Origin of the sequence: Calothrix sp. PCC 6303, assembly GCF_000317435.1 — a bacterium.
Taxonomy (GTDB): Bacteria; Cyanobacteriota; Cyanobacteriia; order Cyanobacteriales; family Nostocaceae; genus PCC-6303.
In genome coordinates, this window is sequence record NC_019751.1 from 3,439,156 (window position 1) to 3,456,897 (window position 17,742).

Genomic DNA, 17,742 nt, shown 5'->3' on the forward strand with positions numbered 1-17,742 from the left:
ACTATTTATTTACAAAAAAATAAAAGATATTATCATGCTAAATAATTCTAATTTTCAACCCATTATTTCTGTCAACAATCTCAATCACTACTTTGGAAAAGGTCAATTACGTAAACAAGTTTTGTTTGATATAACCTTAGAAATAAACGCTGGTGAAATCATCATTATGACTGGTCCTTCTGGTTCTGGCAAAACAACATTATTAACTTTGTCTGGTGGTTTACGTTCTGCCCAAGAAGGTAGTTTAAAAGTATTAGGAAAAGAACTTTGTGGTGCAAATGAGAAACAATTAACAGAAATAAGAAGAAATAACGGATATATCTTCCAAGCTCATAATTTACATGGTAGCTTAACAGCCTTACAAAATGTACGGATGGGTTTAGAACTTCATAAACACATTTCTCCAGCAGAAATGATTAGCCGTTCTCAAGAAATGTTGGAACTTGTAGGTTTAGGTAATCGGATTAATTATTACCCAGATGACTTATCAGGAGGACAAAAACAGCGAGTTGCCATTGCCCGTGCATTAGTTGGTAAACCGAAAATTGTCCTTGCAGATGAACCGACTGCTGCACTTGATAAAAAATCTGGACGCGATGTGGTAGAGTTAATGCAAAAATTAGCAAAAGAACAAGGTTGCACAATTTTATTAGTAACCCATGATAACCGGATTTTAGATATTGCTGATAAGATTATCTATATGGAAGACGGTTATTTGAAAAATGATTCTGCTGTGAATGCAGTAGTTAGCTCTTAGGAAGTGCCGCACAACTTAAAGACGGTTGCACTTGGACAGAAGATTTACCTGCAACTAACTGAATTTTTCCTTGAGCATTACGATATCAAGAAGCAAGTTTCTGGTGCGGATTGTCAAGAAGTAGGAACATTACCTGTAACTTCTCCAGATTTGCGATATACGGAAATATTATCAATAGGGTGTGGCTCTTGTCATGATACGATTTTTATTCTGATATAAAACCTAAAGTCCATATGGTATCAGAGTTCTAACTTCTAGAGATTCCAAAAGGAGGTTCGCTCAAAGTTAAAAAACAGAATCACATCTTTTTTGTAGCGTTATACTACACTCTGAAATCGTTTCGTAAGTATCCCAGAAGTGCTGAAAAGAAACTACCGCTACTCTCATTTGATGGCAAATCTTCCCACTATTGCAGAAAGCTCAAGTCATATAAAGCACTCACTGGTGCTATCCTGCAAAGCCTAACCATAAAATATAGTATTCTTCAAAAGGGCTGATGGTTTTATTCTACTAAAGGTCTTTATACAAATTTCTTAAAATTGCCTGGATTTGGGCATTTTTTCAAATATACTAAGGAAAAGATATAGATTATTTTCAAGTACCATTTAATAATGAGAATTCTTCTTGTAGATGATGATGAATCATTCTCTCAACTGCTAAAAGCAAAATTAGTTGACCAATATTACATTATAGATATTGCCAAAGATGCCTTAGAAGCTCGTGATTTTCTCAAGATTAGTGGCTATGATTTGATAGTATTAGATGTGATACTGCCTAAGATAGATGGCATTAGCTTTTGTCGGCAATTGCGTGCTGAAGGTTTGCAAATTCCTATATTACTTCTAACTGTAAGAAGTTTAAGTGATGATAAGGTTATTGGTTTAGATGCAGGTGCAGACGACTACGTTGTCAAATCCGAACCGTTAGCAGAATTATCTGCACGCATTCGGGCGCTCTTGCGTCGTAAGGTTGTAAAAGTATCTCCGATTTTACTTTGGGGAAATCTACAGCTTAATTCCAATCACTGTGAAGTTAAGTATGGAGATACTCTCCTGAATTTAACTTTCAAGGAATATGCTTTGCTGGAATTATTCATGCAGAATCAACAAGCAATTCATAGTCAAAGTGTTATTCTTAATCAGCTATGGTCTTTAGATGATAAAGCCGCAAGTAGTGATACAGTGAGAACTTTAGTTAAGAGGTTAAGAAATAAACTTAAGGCTGCTGGTGCGGAAAATATAATTGAGACATTATATGGAATGGGTTATCGTCTGAATCCAGAATTACAAGAAGTGCAAATTACTAGTGGGGAAGATCATGTTATTAATGAACAATCAACCTCCAATGTTGTATTGGAAGATAGCCAATCAGTAATTATTGCTCAAATCCAAGCATTGATTCAAGCAATGCAAGAATTCAAAAATGGGTCTTTGTCAAACAAATCTCGAATTTCTGCGAAACAGAAAGCTCACAAATTAATTGGTTCTCTATCAATTATTAATTTTCCTAAAGCGACTAAAATCGCTCGGAAAATTGAAAGTATTCTTGAAGATAAGAAAACTTTAAAATCAGAGCAAATTAATTTACTCATAAATCAAGCAAAATTCTTGCGATCGCTAGTTCAAAATAATGCCACCCGTAGCTTAAGCAGCAGAACAAATCAGACTGCAATAGTTGATCAATCTAAAGCTGCGAAAGCAAAAATCATGATTTTGGATGATGATAAGTTAATTTTACAACTACTACAAGAACTTTTGGAACCTTGGGGTTTTAAAGTTTTCACCCTTGCTAATCCCCAGTTTTTTTGGGAACAAGTAGAAAAAATTAATCCTGATTTGTTGATTCTTGATATTCAAATACCTAATTTTGATGGAATTGAGTTATGTCAAATATTGCGTCACCATAATCAATGGAATTACTTACCGATTTTATTTTTGACTGGAAATATTGATACTAAGGTAATTCAAAAGGTATTTGATGCAGGTGCAGATGATTATATCAATAAACCTGTAGTTGGAGCAGAATTAATTAAGCGTATTTGTAACTCCCTAGAACAAAGGGATTTGGCACTATAAAACCTGATTAGACGTTAATAGTCTTCATTTTCAGCTATTCGTCTAAAAAAAACATCCAATTTCTGGCTTTTGTCGAAGCTGCTGTTAACAAAGACGTTTATAATGGATAGGCTTGGGAGGAGGGAGCTTAATTCCCCTATTTATCTGATGATTTTGATGATAGCGATCGCATCTGTGCTAGAAGCCCTAATATCTAGTTAGATTAGTCTGCTATATTTAGGTTTAACCCAGTCTCCCCAAATATTCTTGTCTCCTATTGTAAGTTCCCAATTGAAAATGTCCAAGATAGATAAAGTTAACTTTTCAACTCCTAGCGGTTTTCCCGAATTTCTCCCCAGTGAAAAACGTCTAGAATTATATTTACTTGATACAATTCGCAAAATCTACGAAAGTTATGGATTTACACCTATAGAAACCCCAGCAATCGAAAGATTAGAAGTTCTCCAAGCTAAGGGGAATCAAGGTGATAATATTATCTATGCAATTAGCCCGCTGTTACCGCCAAATCTCCAAGCACAGAAGGATAAAGCTGGTGAATCTAAGGATAGTTCTCTCGCTAAAGATTCTGAAGCACGGGCATTAAAATTTGATCAAACTGTACCTTTAGCTGCATATATTGCTAGAAATTTAAACAGTTTAAATTTTCCCTTTGCCCGATATCAAATGGATATGGTGTTTCGTGGTGAAAGGGCAAAAGATGGACGTTTTCGGCAATTTCGTCAATGCGATATTGATGTAGTTGGTAGAAAAGAATTAAGCTTATTATATGATGCCCAAATGCCTGCGATTATCTCCCAGATTTTTGAGGCAATTAATATTGGTGATTTTGTAATTCGCATCAATAACCGTAAAATTCTCATTGGTTTTTTTGAATCGGTGGGAGTTGAAAGTAACAAAATTAAAGCTTGTATTGCTATAATTGACAATTTAGAAAAAATTGGCGAAGCGAAGGTTAAGCAAGAATTAGAGAAAGTTGGAATTTCCCTCGATAATTCTCAAAAAGTAATTGACTTTGTGAACATCAATGGTTCTGTTGATGAAATGTTAGATAAGTTGAAATATTTTATTCAACAAATACCCGAAGCTGAATTATTTAGCTTGGGAGTTAGCGAATTAGAAACTGTAATTAATGGAGTTCGGAATTTAGGAGTTTCTGAAAATCGCTTCCGCATAGATTTATCAATTGCTCGCGGACTTGACTATTATACGGGAACAGTTTACGAAACCACATTAATTGGTCACGAAGCATTGGGAAGCATCTGTTCTGGTGGTAGGTATGAGGAATTAGTTGGGACGTTTTTGGGTGAAAAAATGCCCGGTGTTGGTATTTCTATTGGATTAACTCGATTAATTAGTAGATTATTAAAAGCTGGAATTCTCAATCCCTTACCTCCAACTCCAGCACAGGTGATGGTGATGAATATGCAATCTGATTTGATGTCGGTATATTTGAGTGTTTCTCAACAACTCAGAAAAGCTGGAATTAATGTAATTACAAATTTTGAGCAGCGTCAATTAGGGAAACAATTTCAGTTAGCAGAAAAGCAGGGAATTCAACTCTGCGTAATTATTGGTTCTGAAGAAGCAGCAGCAAATAAATCTATGCTCAAAGATTTAAGAACTAGAGAGCAAGTAGAAGTTTTAATTGATGATTTAGCAGGGGAAATCCAAAGTAGATTATAGCCCGATAGGGTTCAGTTAAGGGAAAATTACAAAACTAGTAGTCTGTCAAATTTATTTTCACGGTTATGTACAGATCCAAAATCTTGTAGAGACGTAGCAGTGCTACGTCTCTACAACCGTCATTTTTATCTTGGCAAACTACTAGGATGCTCCCTATTCCTACCATTTTTCTTTAACTGAAGCGTGTTCATGTATCTGTTAATATAAGTAAATATGAACTATTTTAATTATTATCAGTAATTGGTTTATTAACCTCTCGACATTTTACTTCTGCTGCTTGATAAGCCTCTAAATAGTTTTTACCACCTAGCATAATATCCCCATAATAATCGTATGGTGCATCTCCGTATACAGGTAAAGGATCATCTTCGGGGTAATCTTCTTTCGATTCATCGACAATTTCTTTGAGTTCACTTACAGATATACTGTGTGCAGGGAAATAAGACAAATCTTCAGGTTTACGATTAAAGTGTGGAAAAGTCGGATCGATTATCTGATCTTCTACCTCAATCCATGCATGTTCAATTGGACGAAATGGTTGCCCTGAAAATACTAAAAAGCCTTGTACATAGGTTGCATTATCAGTGATCAATGCTGCTTTATAGGCACCATCAAATGGTTTTTTAGCTTTACTTTTAGTCGTTTTAGCTATTTCTTGAGAAAGTTCTGCATTTAATTGCTTATTCATTTATACCCAGCATGAGAGCGGTAATCACCATATTTTAGCAATTTCGGAAGCAAATATTTTCCCATATTCTAAATAAGTAGCTACCTGTAGTTAGAAAGCTATCTTAGCACTTTAACCTTAGTGTGGTTGATTCTGGCTATATTGCACTAGTATAGTTCGGGGTAAATAAGCCAACCATACTCTCCGGTAAGCCGATTTGCATCTACAAAATAGACAAAAAGCTTGTTTGTCTATTTTGACAAGATTGTGAGTAGGCGTAGCCAGCCCTACGGGCTTATGCTAGTCTGCGACAAGCCGCTTATGCTACGCTTCTGCCTTACGAAGACGCAAGCTAGGCAATGACAAAACTTTAAACAGTTTTTAATTTTCTGGTAGGAATTTTTATTGTCAAAATAGAATCATTGCTAAAAGAACTGATGTGCGATAAAAGTCCATAAATGAAAATAGTTACTCCTAGCATTTCCAAAAATTCCTCTAAGCTAAATGCAAATACATAAAAGATAGACTGTTCTGTGTATACATCAGAAATATAACCACCTATAAGTTCACAGCCTATTGTACCAGCGATGTAAGTGGTGCCAGCAATTACAAAAGATTTTCGCGTTTTCGGAGGAAGATTAATAATAAACTTCAAAAATATTAGGAGAAAAATTAATACGCCAATACTACCAGGAATAACCCAAGCAAAATACAAAATACCTCTGGTGTTTAATGCTGTTCTTACAGGTTCCACCATTGTTTCATGTAAACTAGCTAATTCGTCAAAAAATAGAAAAGCGAAGATAATTGATAATCCTCTCCAGTAATTAGTATAGGGGTCATGTCTACTATTTTTAATGTAACTAATGAAGCTGAGAATAATTGAAGAAAGTAGTAAGGTTAATGCTGAATATACCGCTGGGATGTTCAATTCTCCATCAAGATTGAATGCCCTTGTGAAAGAGTCACGCAAAAAGAAATCAGGAACAAAGTACTGGCTGAATTGACCGAGCAGATTCGCAAATAGAAAAAAACATATAGTAGTCAAAAGGACTTTGAAAACATATTTAGCAGAAAGATTAATGGTCAAATTATTATATTTGAGACTATCTTGTGTTGCTAATTGATTCTTATTTTTCGCCAAGGAAATCAAATTTTCTTTTAGATAGATTATTGTTTTAACTTTAATCCAACCTTCTTCTACTAAAACTTCTTCGAGATCTTTTCCAGTGATATACTTTTGCCTTGTTGCGTACTGTAATTGTTCTTCTTCAATCAGCCCTGATTTTACTAAATTTTCTGCAAGTATATTTTCTATATCCATTATACTCTCTTCATTAAACTCTTATTTGCGAAGAAAAGACAAATAACACTGATGAAATTTAAAATTCATAAATTCTATATTTCTAGAATCAATGAATTCATTCCAGTGTCCAAGATAATCAGTAGATAATATAATTTTAATTGATTCTTAAACTCTTGACGCAGAAATATAGTATGGTCGAGTCCAAAATTGATAAGAAAATTTAATTGCCTATTTAGCTGGCTTGAGAATTCAAAGTGCTGCGTACAAAAGCTATGCGTACAGGCAAGTCATTTTATTAGGATAATTTTCACTTATGGCGGTAGCCATAGTCGTTAGGACATTTATATTTCCGTGTTCCTCGTTTCCTGTTCTTCTAGGTACTTTTTATGTCCTAACCGAGATGTCTGTTGCTATGACTAAGATCTTTTGGACTTATGTGTACACATAAGTCACAAACTATACATCAGTGAAAGCGAGTTTTCCATTACCCGCTTTCTAGATCCTTACCCTGATTCAGTAATACCTATTTACTGATTGCCCTTTGCCCAAATCCGGGTTGGTAATCCCCAAACGTAAATGAAACCTTCGGCTGCTTTGTGATCAAATTGATCTTCAGCCCCGTATGTAGCTAAATCGGGGGTATACAGGCTATTTTCGGAACTACGTCCGACGATGGTGGCATTACCTTTAAACAGTTTCAGCCTGACTGTACCAGAAACACGTTCCTGTGTCTTTTGAATAAAGGCATCCAAGGCTGTTTTTAACGGGCTGTACCACAAGCCGTTGTAAACTAATTTAGTGTATGTATCTTCAATTCCGCGTTTATACTGAGTGACATCGGCTGTTAAAGTTAGACTTTCTAAATCACGGTGTGCTTGAATTAACACTACCATTGCGGGAGATTCGTAAATTTCCCGTGATTTGATGCCGACTAGGCGATTTTCAATCATATCGATGCGTCCAATACCATGGTTGCCGACAATTTGATTGAGTTTTTCAACTAAAGCAACCGGATTGAGGACTTCTCCGTTGACACTGGTGGGAATACCTTGAGTAAATGTAATTTCTAGGTATTCTGGGGTATCTGGAGTTTGCGCGATCGCGTTTGTCATTTCATAGATTTCTTCGGGGGGTTCAAATGTCGGATCTTCCAACATACCCGCTTCAATGCTACGACCTAGAAGGTTTTTATCAATACTGTAGGGAGATGATTTTTTCACTGGTGAAGGAATTCCAAACCGTTCACCATAGGCAATGGTTTCTTCCCGACTCATTCCCCATTCCCTGGCTGGTGCGAGAATCTTCAAATTCGGATTTAAAGCTGCTACCGATACATCAAAGCGTACTTGGTCATTTCCTTTACCAGTACAACCATGTGCGATCGCATCCGCACCATATTTCTCAGCTGCTTCCACCAATATCTTCGCAATCAGTGGACGAGCTAAAGCTGTTCCTAGGGGATAACGATTTTCATATAGTGCATTAGCTTGAATTGCCGGGAAAGCATAATCCCGAATAAAGCTTTCCTGCACATTCATCACCAATGATTCCACTGCACCCGATTTCAGCGCTTTTTCCCGAACTGGTTCTAGCTCGTCACCTTGCCCCAAATCAGCAGCAAGAGTAATCACTTCTTCAACACCCCATTCCTGTTGGAGATAAGGAATACATACAGATGTATCAACTCCACCAGAATATGCTAGAACAACCTTCTTTGCGCGACCCATTAATATCTTCCTTAAAAATCACGAGTTTATATTATCCGATTAATTAGGTATTTATAACGAGGAATCAGAAAATAGAGATAAATAGGATGTATTCCCATCAGAACCACATAATTAAAACTTATGAATATCACATGATAATTTATAAAGTTCTCAAAACTTTGCTAGCTGAAGTCCAGTACACTACATATCACTGGAGAGCTATTAATTTTGGGGAGAGTAATTTATGGGTAAATATGATCAGATTTTTCTATCGGAAGATAAATCTAACGAGTCGCTAAATGAGGAAGAAGCAGTTGCAGCGATCGCAGTCGTAACCATGGCGGTTGATACTGGGATTGATAATGTTAATTTGGAAATGATCGGTGATATCCTAACTGGGTTTGAACTGTTCGACGAATATTCCGATGATGAATTACTGGAAACCGTTGATAAACTCGTTGCCATCGCCGAAGATGAAGGTTTAGGAGCATTGTTCAACTGTGCTAGTGCTTCTTTGACGGATGAACTAATTTTAGATGGTTTTGCCGCAGGTGTAAGTGTTTTAGTTGATGAAGATGAATTTTTGATTCCTAAAGCCAAAATGGTTTTGGTGAAGGAGTTACAAGAAATTCTCGATGTAGAAGAGGAAGAAGCACAGGAGGTAATCAAAGAAGTTATTGCAGCTTTTGAAGAAGCTGAAGAACTGGAAGATGATGAAGATATAGATGTTCCAGGTGCAAATGCCGATGGAAATACCGATGATGATATATATGAATCGCCTTTAGGTAACTTTTCGGTACTTATCCCCGTAGATATCGAAGAAGGAGGTAATATCCAAAGCCAAGATGGAACAGTCAGCTTTACTGATGATTTTGGCACCTTGTTACGAATTGATTATTACGCAATTCCTCCTGAACAAGCAGAAGAATTAGAATCGAATGAATTAGAAGAATATTTACAATCGATTTTATTAGAAAAATACATTCCCCAAGCAATAGTTTCTAATCTACCTAAATCTACTGTTGAATATACTGAATATTGTGTTGATGTCATGGATGGCGCATATTTTGCTATTGTGAATATGCCAGAAGGTTCCACCATGTCAAAACAGGAGAATAATGGCAATGGTAGCCGCTTAGATGCATATAGAGGATTACTTGCTTTTGTAGTTGCGGATTTTCTCTATATCGCTAGTAGTCAGCGAACTTTTTTTGAAGGTGATATACCTGGTTCACCAGCAGAAGAAGCAGAAAGCATCAAAGTTGAAATTTTAGAGTTTGTGGATACAATTGACTTCTCTTGAAGTTAGGGAACAGTAAACAGCAAATAGGAAAAAATCACTAATAATTGATAACTGCTAACTGATTAAACCCAGTGAGAACTAATGTTGATTCCTCGACTTTGCATTGCCTGTGTAAATAAATGCGTGGGTAATGCTGACTCGGTTGTATGCACCCCAGGTTGATTGAGAGCACCTGTTAATATTAGTTCGGCAATTGTACCTGTACCATATCCGGTGGCAACTGCGGTGTTGTCATGGGTTAAAGTAGAACAGTAGGTAGATTGTTTTCCATCCTTGTTTCCGGTGACATGCGAACGACTTACGTCGCGCAAGCTTCGCACTACAACTCCAATGCCACTAAATTGGTCGGTAAAGTTGGTCATTTTGTGGCTAACTGTAGATAAAAATTCTACCCCCATCTGACTTTGAATCCAGAATTTAGGGAAAATATGTGCCGCTATCCAAGTGAGATGGTTGTAATAATCGGGAATAGAACCAAATTTGGTAATTACGCTTTTCACTGTGGGAAAAGCTGCTGGTAATGTCAAAGTTTCTGGCATATCAAACCAGTAAACTCCACCTCTTCCATAGGGTGCTGGAAAAACAATATCTTCCCGTTTTGTATAGGGTTTCACTGTTTGCCATTCCCCATCTACCCAAGCGGTGAAGGGGTTTTGCAAACCTAAAAAGGTTGTTCGCATCACCGTAATTCCTGCACCACCAGAACCAGCTACCAAGTAGCTTAAATGAATTTTTTCGGCAATGTCGAATTGTTCGACATCATGCCGTACCATACTATTAGAAATTCCGGGAAAAATTCCCGTATTCACGATTGCTGTCACACCTGCATTAACCGCCGCATCATGATATTTTAAAGCTTTGGTGGTGAAAGAACGGTGATCGCTCACATCTAAGTAATTTACCCCAGCAGCAATACAGAGTTTAAGAACATTTGCATCACGGTAATGAAAAGGACCCGCGCAGTGTATGACTAAATTAGAAGATGCAATGATACTCTCTAATTTTTCCACTTCTGCTAAGTCTAAAACCAAAAATTCAGTTTTTTCGCCCAAATTTTGGTTATTTGCCTCACTTCTGCCCGTAATTGTCACCATTGCATCGGTATGTGTCAGAATATCCGCAGCTACACTACTGCCAATTCTTCCCCTTCCCCCAAGAATTAAAACTCGATTTTTCATCACTTACTCCCCATGTTCAGTTAACAAGGTTCGGCTTGAGGACTTCGAGTTAGCCGTCAAAGCCTAATAACTATACCAAAAACGTCTATAAACTGGACTTCCTAAATCGCTCTAGCGCATTCGCATTAGACTTAAAGGCTAATAGCGAAAGGCTTGCAGTACAACAACTGTTCACTGTCAACTAATGTCCCTATACCTGTGGAAATCATCCTTATCCAACCATTCTAGAAGTATCCGGTTAATTTCCTCCGGACATTCATCATGGGGGCAATGTCCCACATCTTCTAAATCCAGTAATTCCAAATTTTCGTTGTATTTGGCAAACAATAAACCTAGCGCAGGGGGGATAAATCGATCTTTTTTCCCCCAAATCAACAGCATTGGCATTGTTAAATTTGGTAACAAAAGTTTGACACTAGGACTAAAATTAGCTCCGATACTTGCCTTAAATAAAGCTGAAAAAGCTCTAGCAGAACCTCTATCTTGGGGGGGTCCAGCGATAATTTCGATTAATTCATCAGTAACAGCCTCACCGTTAGCATATGCGATCGCAGCCCACCGTCGCAGCACTCCCGGCTGTCGCAAAAAATAAAATAAAGGCTTTAAAAATAGGGGAGAAGCGACAAAATTCTTAATTGTGGCAACAGCAGGTCGTAAAAATGGTGGAATTGCCTCCTGTTCTAAGGATGGATCTGGTAAACTCAACATCACCAGCCCTTTCATCATTTCTGGATACTTAGCCGCAGCACTCAAAGATACTAAAGAGCCTAAAGAGTTGCCCACCAAAACTACAGGTTCCTTAATAAATGTTTGCCAAAATTCATAAACCTGTTCAGCCCAAAGACTAACACTGTAATTAACTGGTGCTTTTTCTGACGCGCCCCATCCCAACATATCCAGTGCATATACTGTGTGGTGTTCGCTCAAAACCTCTAAATTATGTCGCCAATGACCAATAGAAGTCCCAAACCCATGTAGCAAAATTAACGGAGTTTTATGACGATTACTTGGCTGCGAACGGATGTAAGTATAACGGATTCGCCAGCCTCGCCAAACCCAATCCCTTTGATTACCAATTCGCTGCTGCCATGCCACTACGCTAGTCACTGCTTACTCTCACTTGATGCTTTAATCACTATGTTATCGAAAAGCCAGATAAATCCCTGCTTCGGATCAAAGTAGTGAAAACCCTGCCTTCACAACCACCAAAAAATTGTTACTATGGATTATGTAACTAACATTAACAATTAAAGCCGAATTAACTCAGAGTGAGTAAAATGACAAGTATAACGATTCAGAATTAATTTTGTAGATTAGTTAATAGATTAGTTAATCTATATATATGGGTTCTGACGTTAGCTCTGAGCTAATTCAGGATTGTGTTTCACAGACACAAAACTCAAAACCAAGCCAAAATCTTAACAAACAACTCCCCCGTTAATAATACATGCCTGTGATCGAGAAAAAAAGAAGTCGCGATTTACCCCAAATAAACGAACGTATTCGCTTTCCGAAAATTCGAGTAATTGACACTGATGGCAGCCAATTGGGAATTCTGACCCCCCAAGAAGCGATAAGTCTAGCCGAAGAAAAGGAGCTAGATTTGGTACTATTGAGTGATAAAGCAGACCCTCCAGTTTGCCGCATCATGGACTACGGGAAATATAAGTTTGAGCAAGAGAAAAAGGCGCGGGAAGCCAGGAAGAAGCAGCATACAGCTGATGTCAAAGAAGTGAAGATGCGCTACAAAATTGAAGAACACGACTATAATGTGCGCGTCAAGCAAGCAGAGCGCTTTTTGAAAGACGGTGATAAAGTCAAAGCAACTGTAATGTTTCGTGGACGAGAAATCCAACATAGCGATTTAGCCGAACATTTGCTAAAGCGGATGGCAAATGATTTAGAACCTCTAGGTGAAGTGCAACAAGCACCGAAAAAAGAGGGACGTAATATGATGATGTTAATTTCGCCGAAGAAATAAGGAATTAGTTTTGTGCGATATTGCAAAGTAGTTGTCTAAGGGCTATCTTGCGCGCAGCGGCTACCCTAACGACCATCGCACTAATGTATAGTTTGTAGTAGACAACAAAGTTTTCTAAACTTGCTACTACTGACATTTTCCAGAACAACCTAATTTACGAACTTTTTGAATAAGTCTGATAGTCCTAAGCGCTGAGTGGGAAAACTAATACTCAGTTGCTTGGGACTTTTAGTTTGGATATGTAAACTAAACCTAGCAGCTATTTACTAAGTCATTTTCTCGGCTAAAGAAATCTTACCCTTACAGGGCAAAGCTTTTTGCGACTTCGTGAGAGTGACTACAGAAACCAGTAAAACTGCATGACACAAAATCAGGAATTGGCTTTACATCATCGGATTCAAACAAAGCTTTTAGCATCATTAAACCTTAGATCAGAAGAAAGCGATCGCACTTGGCTAATGTTGGCATTTTATACGCTAACATCAATTGGGCTACGCTGGGCAGAAGATAGTACTGTTGCCATGTTTATCGATCAATATGGTTCTAGGTGGTTGCCCTGGATTTATATTGCCAGTGCCATGTTAGGTATGCTACTGGTTTTTTTGTACTCTCGACTTCAAAAGCTGTTTTCGTTGCGTTGGGTGATTGCATTCCTAGCACCCTGCATGTTACTACCGTTGGTTTTGTTGTGTTTGAGTTTAGAGTATTCATCCTTAGCAGTCATTTCAATCTTTTTACTGCGGTTGTGGGTGGATGGATTTTATATACTCAACGATTTAAATACATCCATTGCCGCAAATCAACTATTTAATATTCGAGAAATTAAACGTGCTTACCCGATAGTTAGTAGCGGCATAATAATAGCAGATATTTTCGGCGGTTTTAGCTTACCTTTGCTGCTAAGTATTTTCGGCTTAAAAAATATTATCTTGGTTTCAGTCATCTCAATTCTTTTGGGTGCCTCAATTCTGCTATATCTGAGCCAAAAATATCGGAGTTATTTCCCAGAATCAGCCAGAAAAACTAAGACTACAGTACCAATCTCCACACGTCACCTTTCTACACCAATTAAACGCTATTCGCGCTTACTTTTTGCTTTCTTTGCCCTTTTACAAATTATTTGGGTTTTAGTTGATTTTCAATACTTGACACAACTGGAACAAAGCTTCAGCAACATCCAAATTGCTAGCTTTTTAGGAATATTTGGCGGAATAACAGGCTTATGCGAACTGTTGATGCAGCTATTCGTTTCCAGCCGATTTATCGAAAAATTTGGAGTATTCTTTGCCATCGCTAGCTTACCCGTAACTGTGGCAGTATTTTTACCTATTACGCTTATCGTTACAGATATATTTCCAATTACCCAGAATTTTCACTTTTTTTGGGGACTAGTGTTTGTCAAATTTTTAGATGAATTACTGCGTTACACCCTGGTAATTGGTAGTAGCCCACTTTTGTTTCAACCAATACCAGAGCGGATTCGCAATTACGTGCAAACACTATCAGGTGGAATTGCAGAGTCATTCGGGGCAGGTTTTGCAGGATTGATAATTGTGGTGAGTCTGTTGCTAGTATCACAATTTAATCTCAGTGTGAATTTAGAAAATTGGCTGTTAGTTGGGATTAGTATCGGGATTGCGATCGCATGTTTGGCTCTACTATGGATTTTGCGATCGCATTATGTGAATTTGCTAGTTTTGAGTGCTGGACAAGGGCAACTTGGAGATGGTGATTTTGATGTTCGTTTGCTGAAGCAAGCAGTTGTCAAAGCTTTAAAGGAAAATAGCAGTGAATTAGACAAACGTTCCTACGTAGAATTACTAACCAAAATCGATCCTGTCGGTGCAGGGGAAATCCTCGCACCACTAGTGGTAAACCTACCTGTAGATTTGCAAAAATTCTGTTTAGAAGCAATATTGGCAGGTGAGACAAATGCCTCATATCTTCCGCAAATTAGATCACTCTTAAAAGTTTCTTACCAAGAGACTTCACCCGAAATTTTTGCCCTCGCATTGCGGTATGTTTGGTTAGCCGAAACAAACCCAGATTTAAACCAACTAGAACAATTTTTACAACCTCAACAACACTCACTAATTCGTGCAACAGCTGCCAGCTTACTATTACGTCAAGGAACACCCAAACAGAAAGTAGACGCAACCAAGTGTTTACAAGTAATGTTAAGGAGTATTCAAGAACGCGATCGCATCAACGCAGTAAAGGCATTAAATAGCTCTATCTATCTCCAAACTTTACGCTTAGAAATTCCCGATTTACTCCAAGATGAATCATTGCGTGTACGCTGTGCAGTTCTGGAAATGATTGCCGCTACCCGTTTAGAAGACTACTACCCCGCACTGTTTGCCGGATTAAACTACAGATCAACTCGTCTGACAGCAATGGAATGTTTAGTAAAACTCGATAGCGAAGTCTTACCCACACTCATCAACGTTGCGACAAATCTATATAAACCAGAAGTTGTAAGGAAATATGCTTGGAGAGCAATATCTCAAATTCCTGGAACCGAAACAATAGATATACTATGGGACAATTTAGAAACTTCCAGAGGTGTCAACCGCGACTATATTCTTCATAGCTTACTGAAAAGGCATCAAAAAGAAGGAATTTCCAACTTTGAAAACAAATCCTACGAATCTAAGGTAGAAAAATTAGTTGAAGAAGAATTAAGATTTTTAGGTGAGGTTTATAGCGCTTATGTAGACTTAAAACAACAAGAACACCAATATACTCAATACTTGGGAGAGAAAAGTTATGAACTGATCAAAACTAATCAATCAAAACAGGAAGTATCTGAAATCTGTCAAATACTTCAACAATCATTGCTAATTTTAGAAGCTGATGTCAGAGAAAGATTATTACTACTGCTGAAATTAGTTTATCCATTAGAAAAAATGCAAGCAGCATCCTTTAATCTGCGTTCTACATCACCAGCAAACTTAGCTAGAGGACTAGAAATATTAGAGCATACTGTCACATTTGAATGTAAACCAGTTTTACTCAACATCTTGGATAAACGCGAACCCAGCAAAAAGCTGCGAGAAGTGGTAGAAGCTAAAATTGTTGAATACCAACAAATGGAAATTCGTCATCGGACTCGTAAACTCTTGACTTTTGACAAAGAACTATCAGACTGGAGTTTAGCTTGTTGTTTCCATTTTGCCCAAGCTGCACATATTCGTCTCAATATTTCGGAAATTCTCACCAGCTTACGCCATCCCACTGTTTTTGTCCGTGAAGCTGCCATTTGCTACCTCAACACAGCTTCTCCGAGAATTCTTCTAGAACTATTACCCCAACTTGAAGATGATCCACATCCAGTAATTGCATCCCAGGTACGGGAATTACTCAAAACACATAAACAATACTCACATAACTAGAAAAGTCACGGAATTAAGTTATTACGTAACTTGCTTCCCTAGACTGCGTTCCGGGCACTGTTTGACAATTTTTGATTGCGTAAGTCCTGTAGCAGTCGTTGTTTCTCATCTACTGTAGTTAGTTATACTCCAAGCACAACCCAATGTTGCCGTAGGCAATTTTGAGAAGCTATTCAATGTAGTCTAGGTTCGGCGGACTGCTGGAGCCACTGATATAATAGGTAAATCCATTTTTCATAGGGACTAATACTTGTGGCAAGTCTATCAAGCATCTCCGCCATTGCTCCTGATGTGCAAAATAGCGCTCTTAGAGAAATTGATAAACTTGATAAACAATTACAGCATCATTTTCAAGCCAAGTTCTTAGTTCAGCCTGCCCTTACTAGGCTTTTAGTCAGTTTTCAAGCCAACAAAACAAGACCTATTTATAGGTGGTACAAGTACAAAGAAGCCTTCTCTGCTTCTCTTGTTGAGCTTTTACTTCAAAAATACCAGCTTAATCACGGCAAGATACTAGATCCTTTTGCAGGTAGCGGAACGGCTTTGTTTGCTGCGAGTAATTTGGGACTTGATGCCGATGGTATTGAACTCTTACCAATTGGGCAAAAAATTATTGAAACGAAGAAGATTATCGACACAGAATTTAAGTCCGACGATCTTGCACATCTCAAAAATTGGGTAGATTCACGAATATGGAAACAGGCTAATAAAGACTACTGTTTACCAGAATTTAGAATTACAAAAGGAGCTTATTCTACAGAAAATAGAAGATCAGTTGAGCAGTACCTCGGAGCTTATTACCAGGAAAATGAAAGAGTTAGAGAAGTTTTGCGTTTTGCGTTGCTTTGTGTTTTAGAGTCCATCAGCTACACTCGCAAAGATGGGCAATATCTTCGTTGGGATTACCGTTCCGGTCGTGGGCAAGCTAAAAAGCCTTTCAATAAAGGTGAAATCCTGGATTTTGATGATGCGATTACCCATAAAATCACAGAAATTATTCATGATCTAGAACCGCCTACACATCAGATAGAGCTTTTTTCAGTTAAGCCACCACAAGGAAAAATTAAACTTTTAAAAGGCTCTTGCCTTAAATTGCTACCGACTTTACAAGATGCAATTTATGATGCCGTTATCACGTCTCCACCTTATTGCAACCGATATGACTATACTCGTACATATGCATTAGAGCTTGCATTATTAGGTGTTTCTGAAAAAGAGCTAATCGATCTCCGACAGGAGATGTTAAGTTGTACAGTTGAAAATCGCTCGAAAGACTTATTAGCCCTCAATCCCAATTGGAACTTGGCTTTAGAAACTGCAAATTCGGAACCTTTATTACAAGCTATACTAAACTATCTAGACAATCAGAGACTTCAAGGTGTATTGAATAATAACGGAATACCCAGGATGGTGAGAGGTTACTTTTATGAAATGGCTTGCGTTATACAAGAATGCTCTCGTGTACTCAAGCCTGGGGCACTGTTATTTATGGTCAATGACAATGTGCGTTACTCTGGCATAAGTATTTCAGTAGATATAATCCTTTCTAACCTTGCAGAGAAGCTAGGTTTTACAGTTAAAAATATTCTTGTTCTACCTGGTGACAAGGGTAACAGTAGCCAGCAAATGGGAAATTATGGTCGTGATCCCTTGAGAAAGTGTGTTTATGTTTGGAGAAAACAGTAATTTGA

13 protein-coding genes are annotated in these 17,742 nt (G+C 37.8%); 8 read left to right on the forward strand and 5 right to left on the reverse strand.

Annotation, left to right across the window (positions count from 1 at the left end; genetic code table 11):
* Window positions 1–34: 34 nt before the first annotated feature.
* The 4 genes from CAL6303_RS14230 to hisS all read left to right on the forward strand — a co-directional run bounded on the left by CAL6303_RS14230 (window position 35) and on the right by hisS (window position 4,515).
* Window positions 35–757, forward strand: a complete 723-nt coding sequence (locus tag CAL6303_RS14230; RefSeq protein ID WP_015198501.1) for a DevA family ABC transporter ATP-binding protein — start codon at window positions 35–37, stop codon at window positions 755–757.
* A 3-nt stretch (window positions 758–760) separates the two neighbouring features.
* On the forward strand, window positions 761–976 hold the full coding sequence (locus CAL6303_RS29955; RefSeq protein WP_144051055.1) for a hypothetical protein: 216 nt from the start codon (window positions 761–763) through the stop codon (window positions 974–976).
* A gap of 392 nt (window positions 977–1,368) precedes the next feature.
* On the forward strand, window positions 1,369–2,832 hold the full coding sequence (locus tag CAL6303_RS29960) for a response regulator (protein ID WP_015198502.1): 1,464 nt from the start codon (window positions 1,369–1,371) through the stop codon (window positions 2,830–2,832).
* A 276-nt stretch (window positions 2,833–3,108) separates the two neighbouring features.
* Complete coding sequence (gene hisS / locus CAL6303_RS14240; RefSeq protein WP_015198503.1) at window positions 3,109–4,515, forward strand: histidine--tRNA ligase; 1,407 nt, start codon at window positions 3,109–3,111, stop codon at window positions 4,513–4,515.
* Between the two features lie 223 nt (window positions 4,516–4,738).
* Here the strand turns inward: hisS and CAL6303_RS14245 are convergent, their stop codons facing one another.
* The 3 genes from CAL6303_RS14245 to CAL6303_RS14255 all read right to left on the reverse strand — a co-directional run bounded on the left by CAL6303_RS14245 (window position 4,739) and on the right by CAL6303_RS14255 (window position 8,215).
* Entirely contained in the window at window positions 4,739–5,203 is a 465-nt protein-coding gene (locus CAL6303_RS14245) for a hypothetical protein (RefSeq protein WP_015198504.1), read from the reverse strand.
* Between the two features lie 349 nt (window positions 5,204–5,552).
* Window positions 5,553–6,506 (reverse strand): hypothetical protein, encoded by a 954-nt coding sequence (locus CAL6303_RS14250; protein WP_015198505.1) that lies wholly within the window; start codon window positions 6,504–6,506, stop codon window positions 5,553–5,555.
* Window positions 6,507–7,015: 509 nt separating this feature from the next.
* Window positions 7,016–8,215, reverse strand: a complete 1,200-nt coding sequence (locus CAL6303_RS14255; protein WP_015198506.1) for an argininosuccinate synthase — start codon at window positions 8,213–8,215, stop codon at window positions 7,016–7,018.
* 223 nt (window positions 8,216–8,438) lie between these two features.
* Here CAL6303_RS14255 and CAL6303_RS14260 point away from each other — a divergent pair, with 223 nt between their 5' ends.
* On the forward strand, window positions 8,439–9,497 hold the full coding sequence (locus CAL6303_RS14260) for a tellurite resistance TerB family protein (protein WP_015198507.1): 1,059 nt from the start codon (window positions 8,439–8,441) through the stop codon (window positions 9,495–9,497).
* A gap of 62 nt (window positions 9,498–9,559) precedes the next feature.
* Here the strand turns inward: CAL6303_RS14260 and CAL6303_RS14265 are convergent, their stop codons facing one another.
* Both CAL6303_RS14265 and CAL6303_RS14270 read right to left on the reverse strand, forming a co-directional pair.
* A complete protein-coding gene (locus CAL6303_RS14265) occupies window positions 9,560–10,675 on the reverse strand; it encodes a saccharopine dehydrogenase family protein (protein ID WP_015198508.1) in 1,116 nt (371 codons plus the stop codon).
* A gap of 177 nt (window positions 10,676–10,852) precedes the next feature.
* Entirely contained in the window at window positions 10,853–11,782 is a 930-nt protein-coding gene (locus CAL6303_RS14270) for an alpha/beta fold hydrolase (protein WP_015198509.1), read from the reverse strand.
* A gap of 340 nt (window positions 11,783–12,122) precedes the next feature.
* On the opposite strand from CAL6303_RS14270, the gene infC reads away from it, so the two are divergent.
* From infC to CAL6303_RS14285, 3 genes are all read left to right on the forward strand, one after another.
* Complete coding sequence (gene infC, locus CAL6303_RS14275; RefSeq protein ID WP_015198510.1) at window positions 12,123–12,656, forward strand: translation initiation factor IF-3; 534 nt, start codon at window positions 12,123–12,125, stop codon at window positions 12,654–12,656.
* Window positions 12,657–13,015: 359 nt separating this feature from the next.
* Entirely contained in the window at window positions 13,016–16,051 is a 3,036-nt protein-coding gene (locus CAL6303_RS14280; RefSeq protein ID WP_015198512.1) for an MFS transporter, read from the forward strand.
* Window positions 16,052–16,303: 252 nt separating this feature from the next.
* Entirely contained in the window at window positions 16,304–17,737 is a 1,434-nt protein-coding gene (locus tag CAL6303_RS14285) for a DNA methyltransferase (protein ID WP_015198513.1), read from the forward strand.
* The last annotated feature ends 5 nt before the right edge of the window (window positions 17,738–17,742 follow it).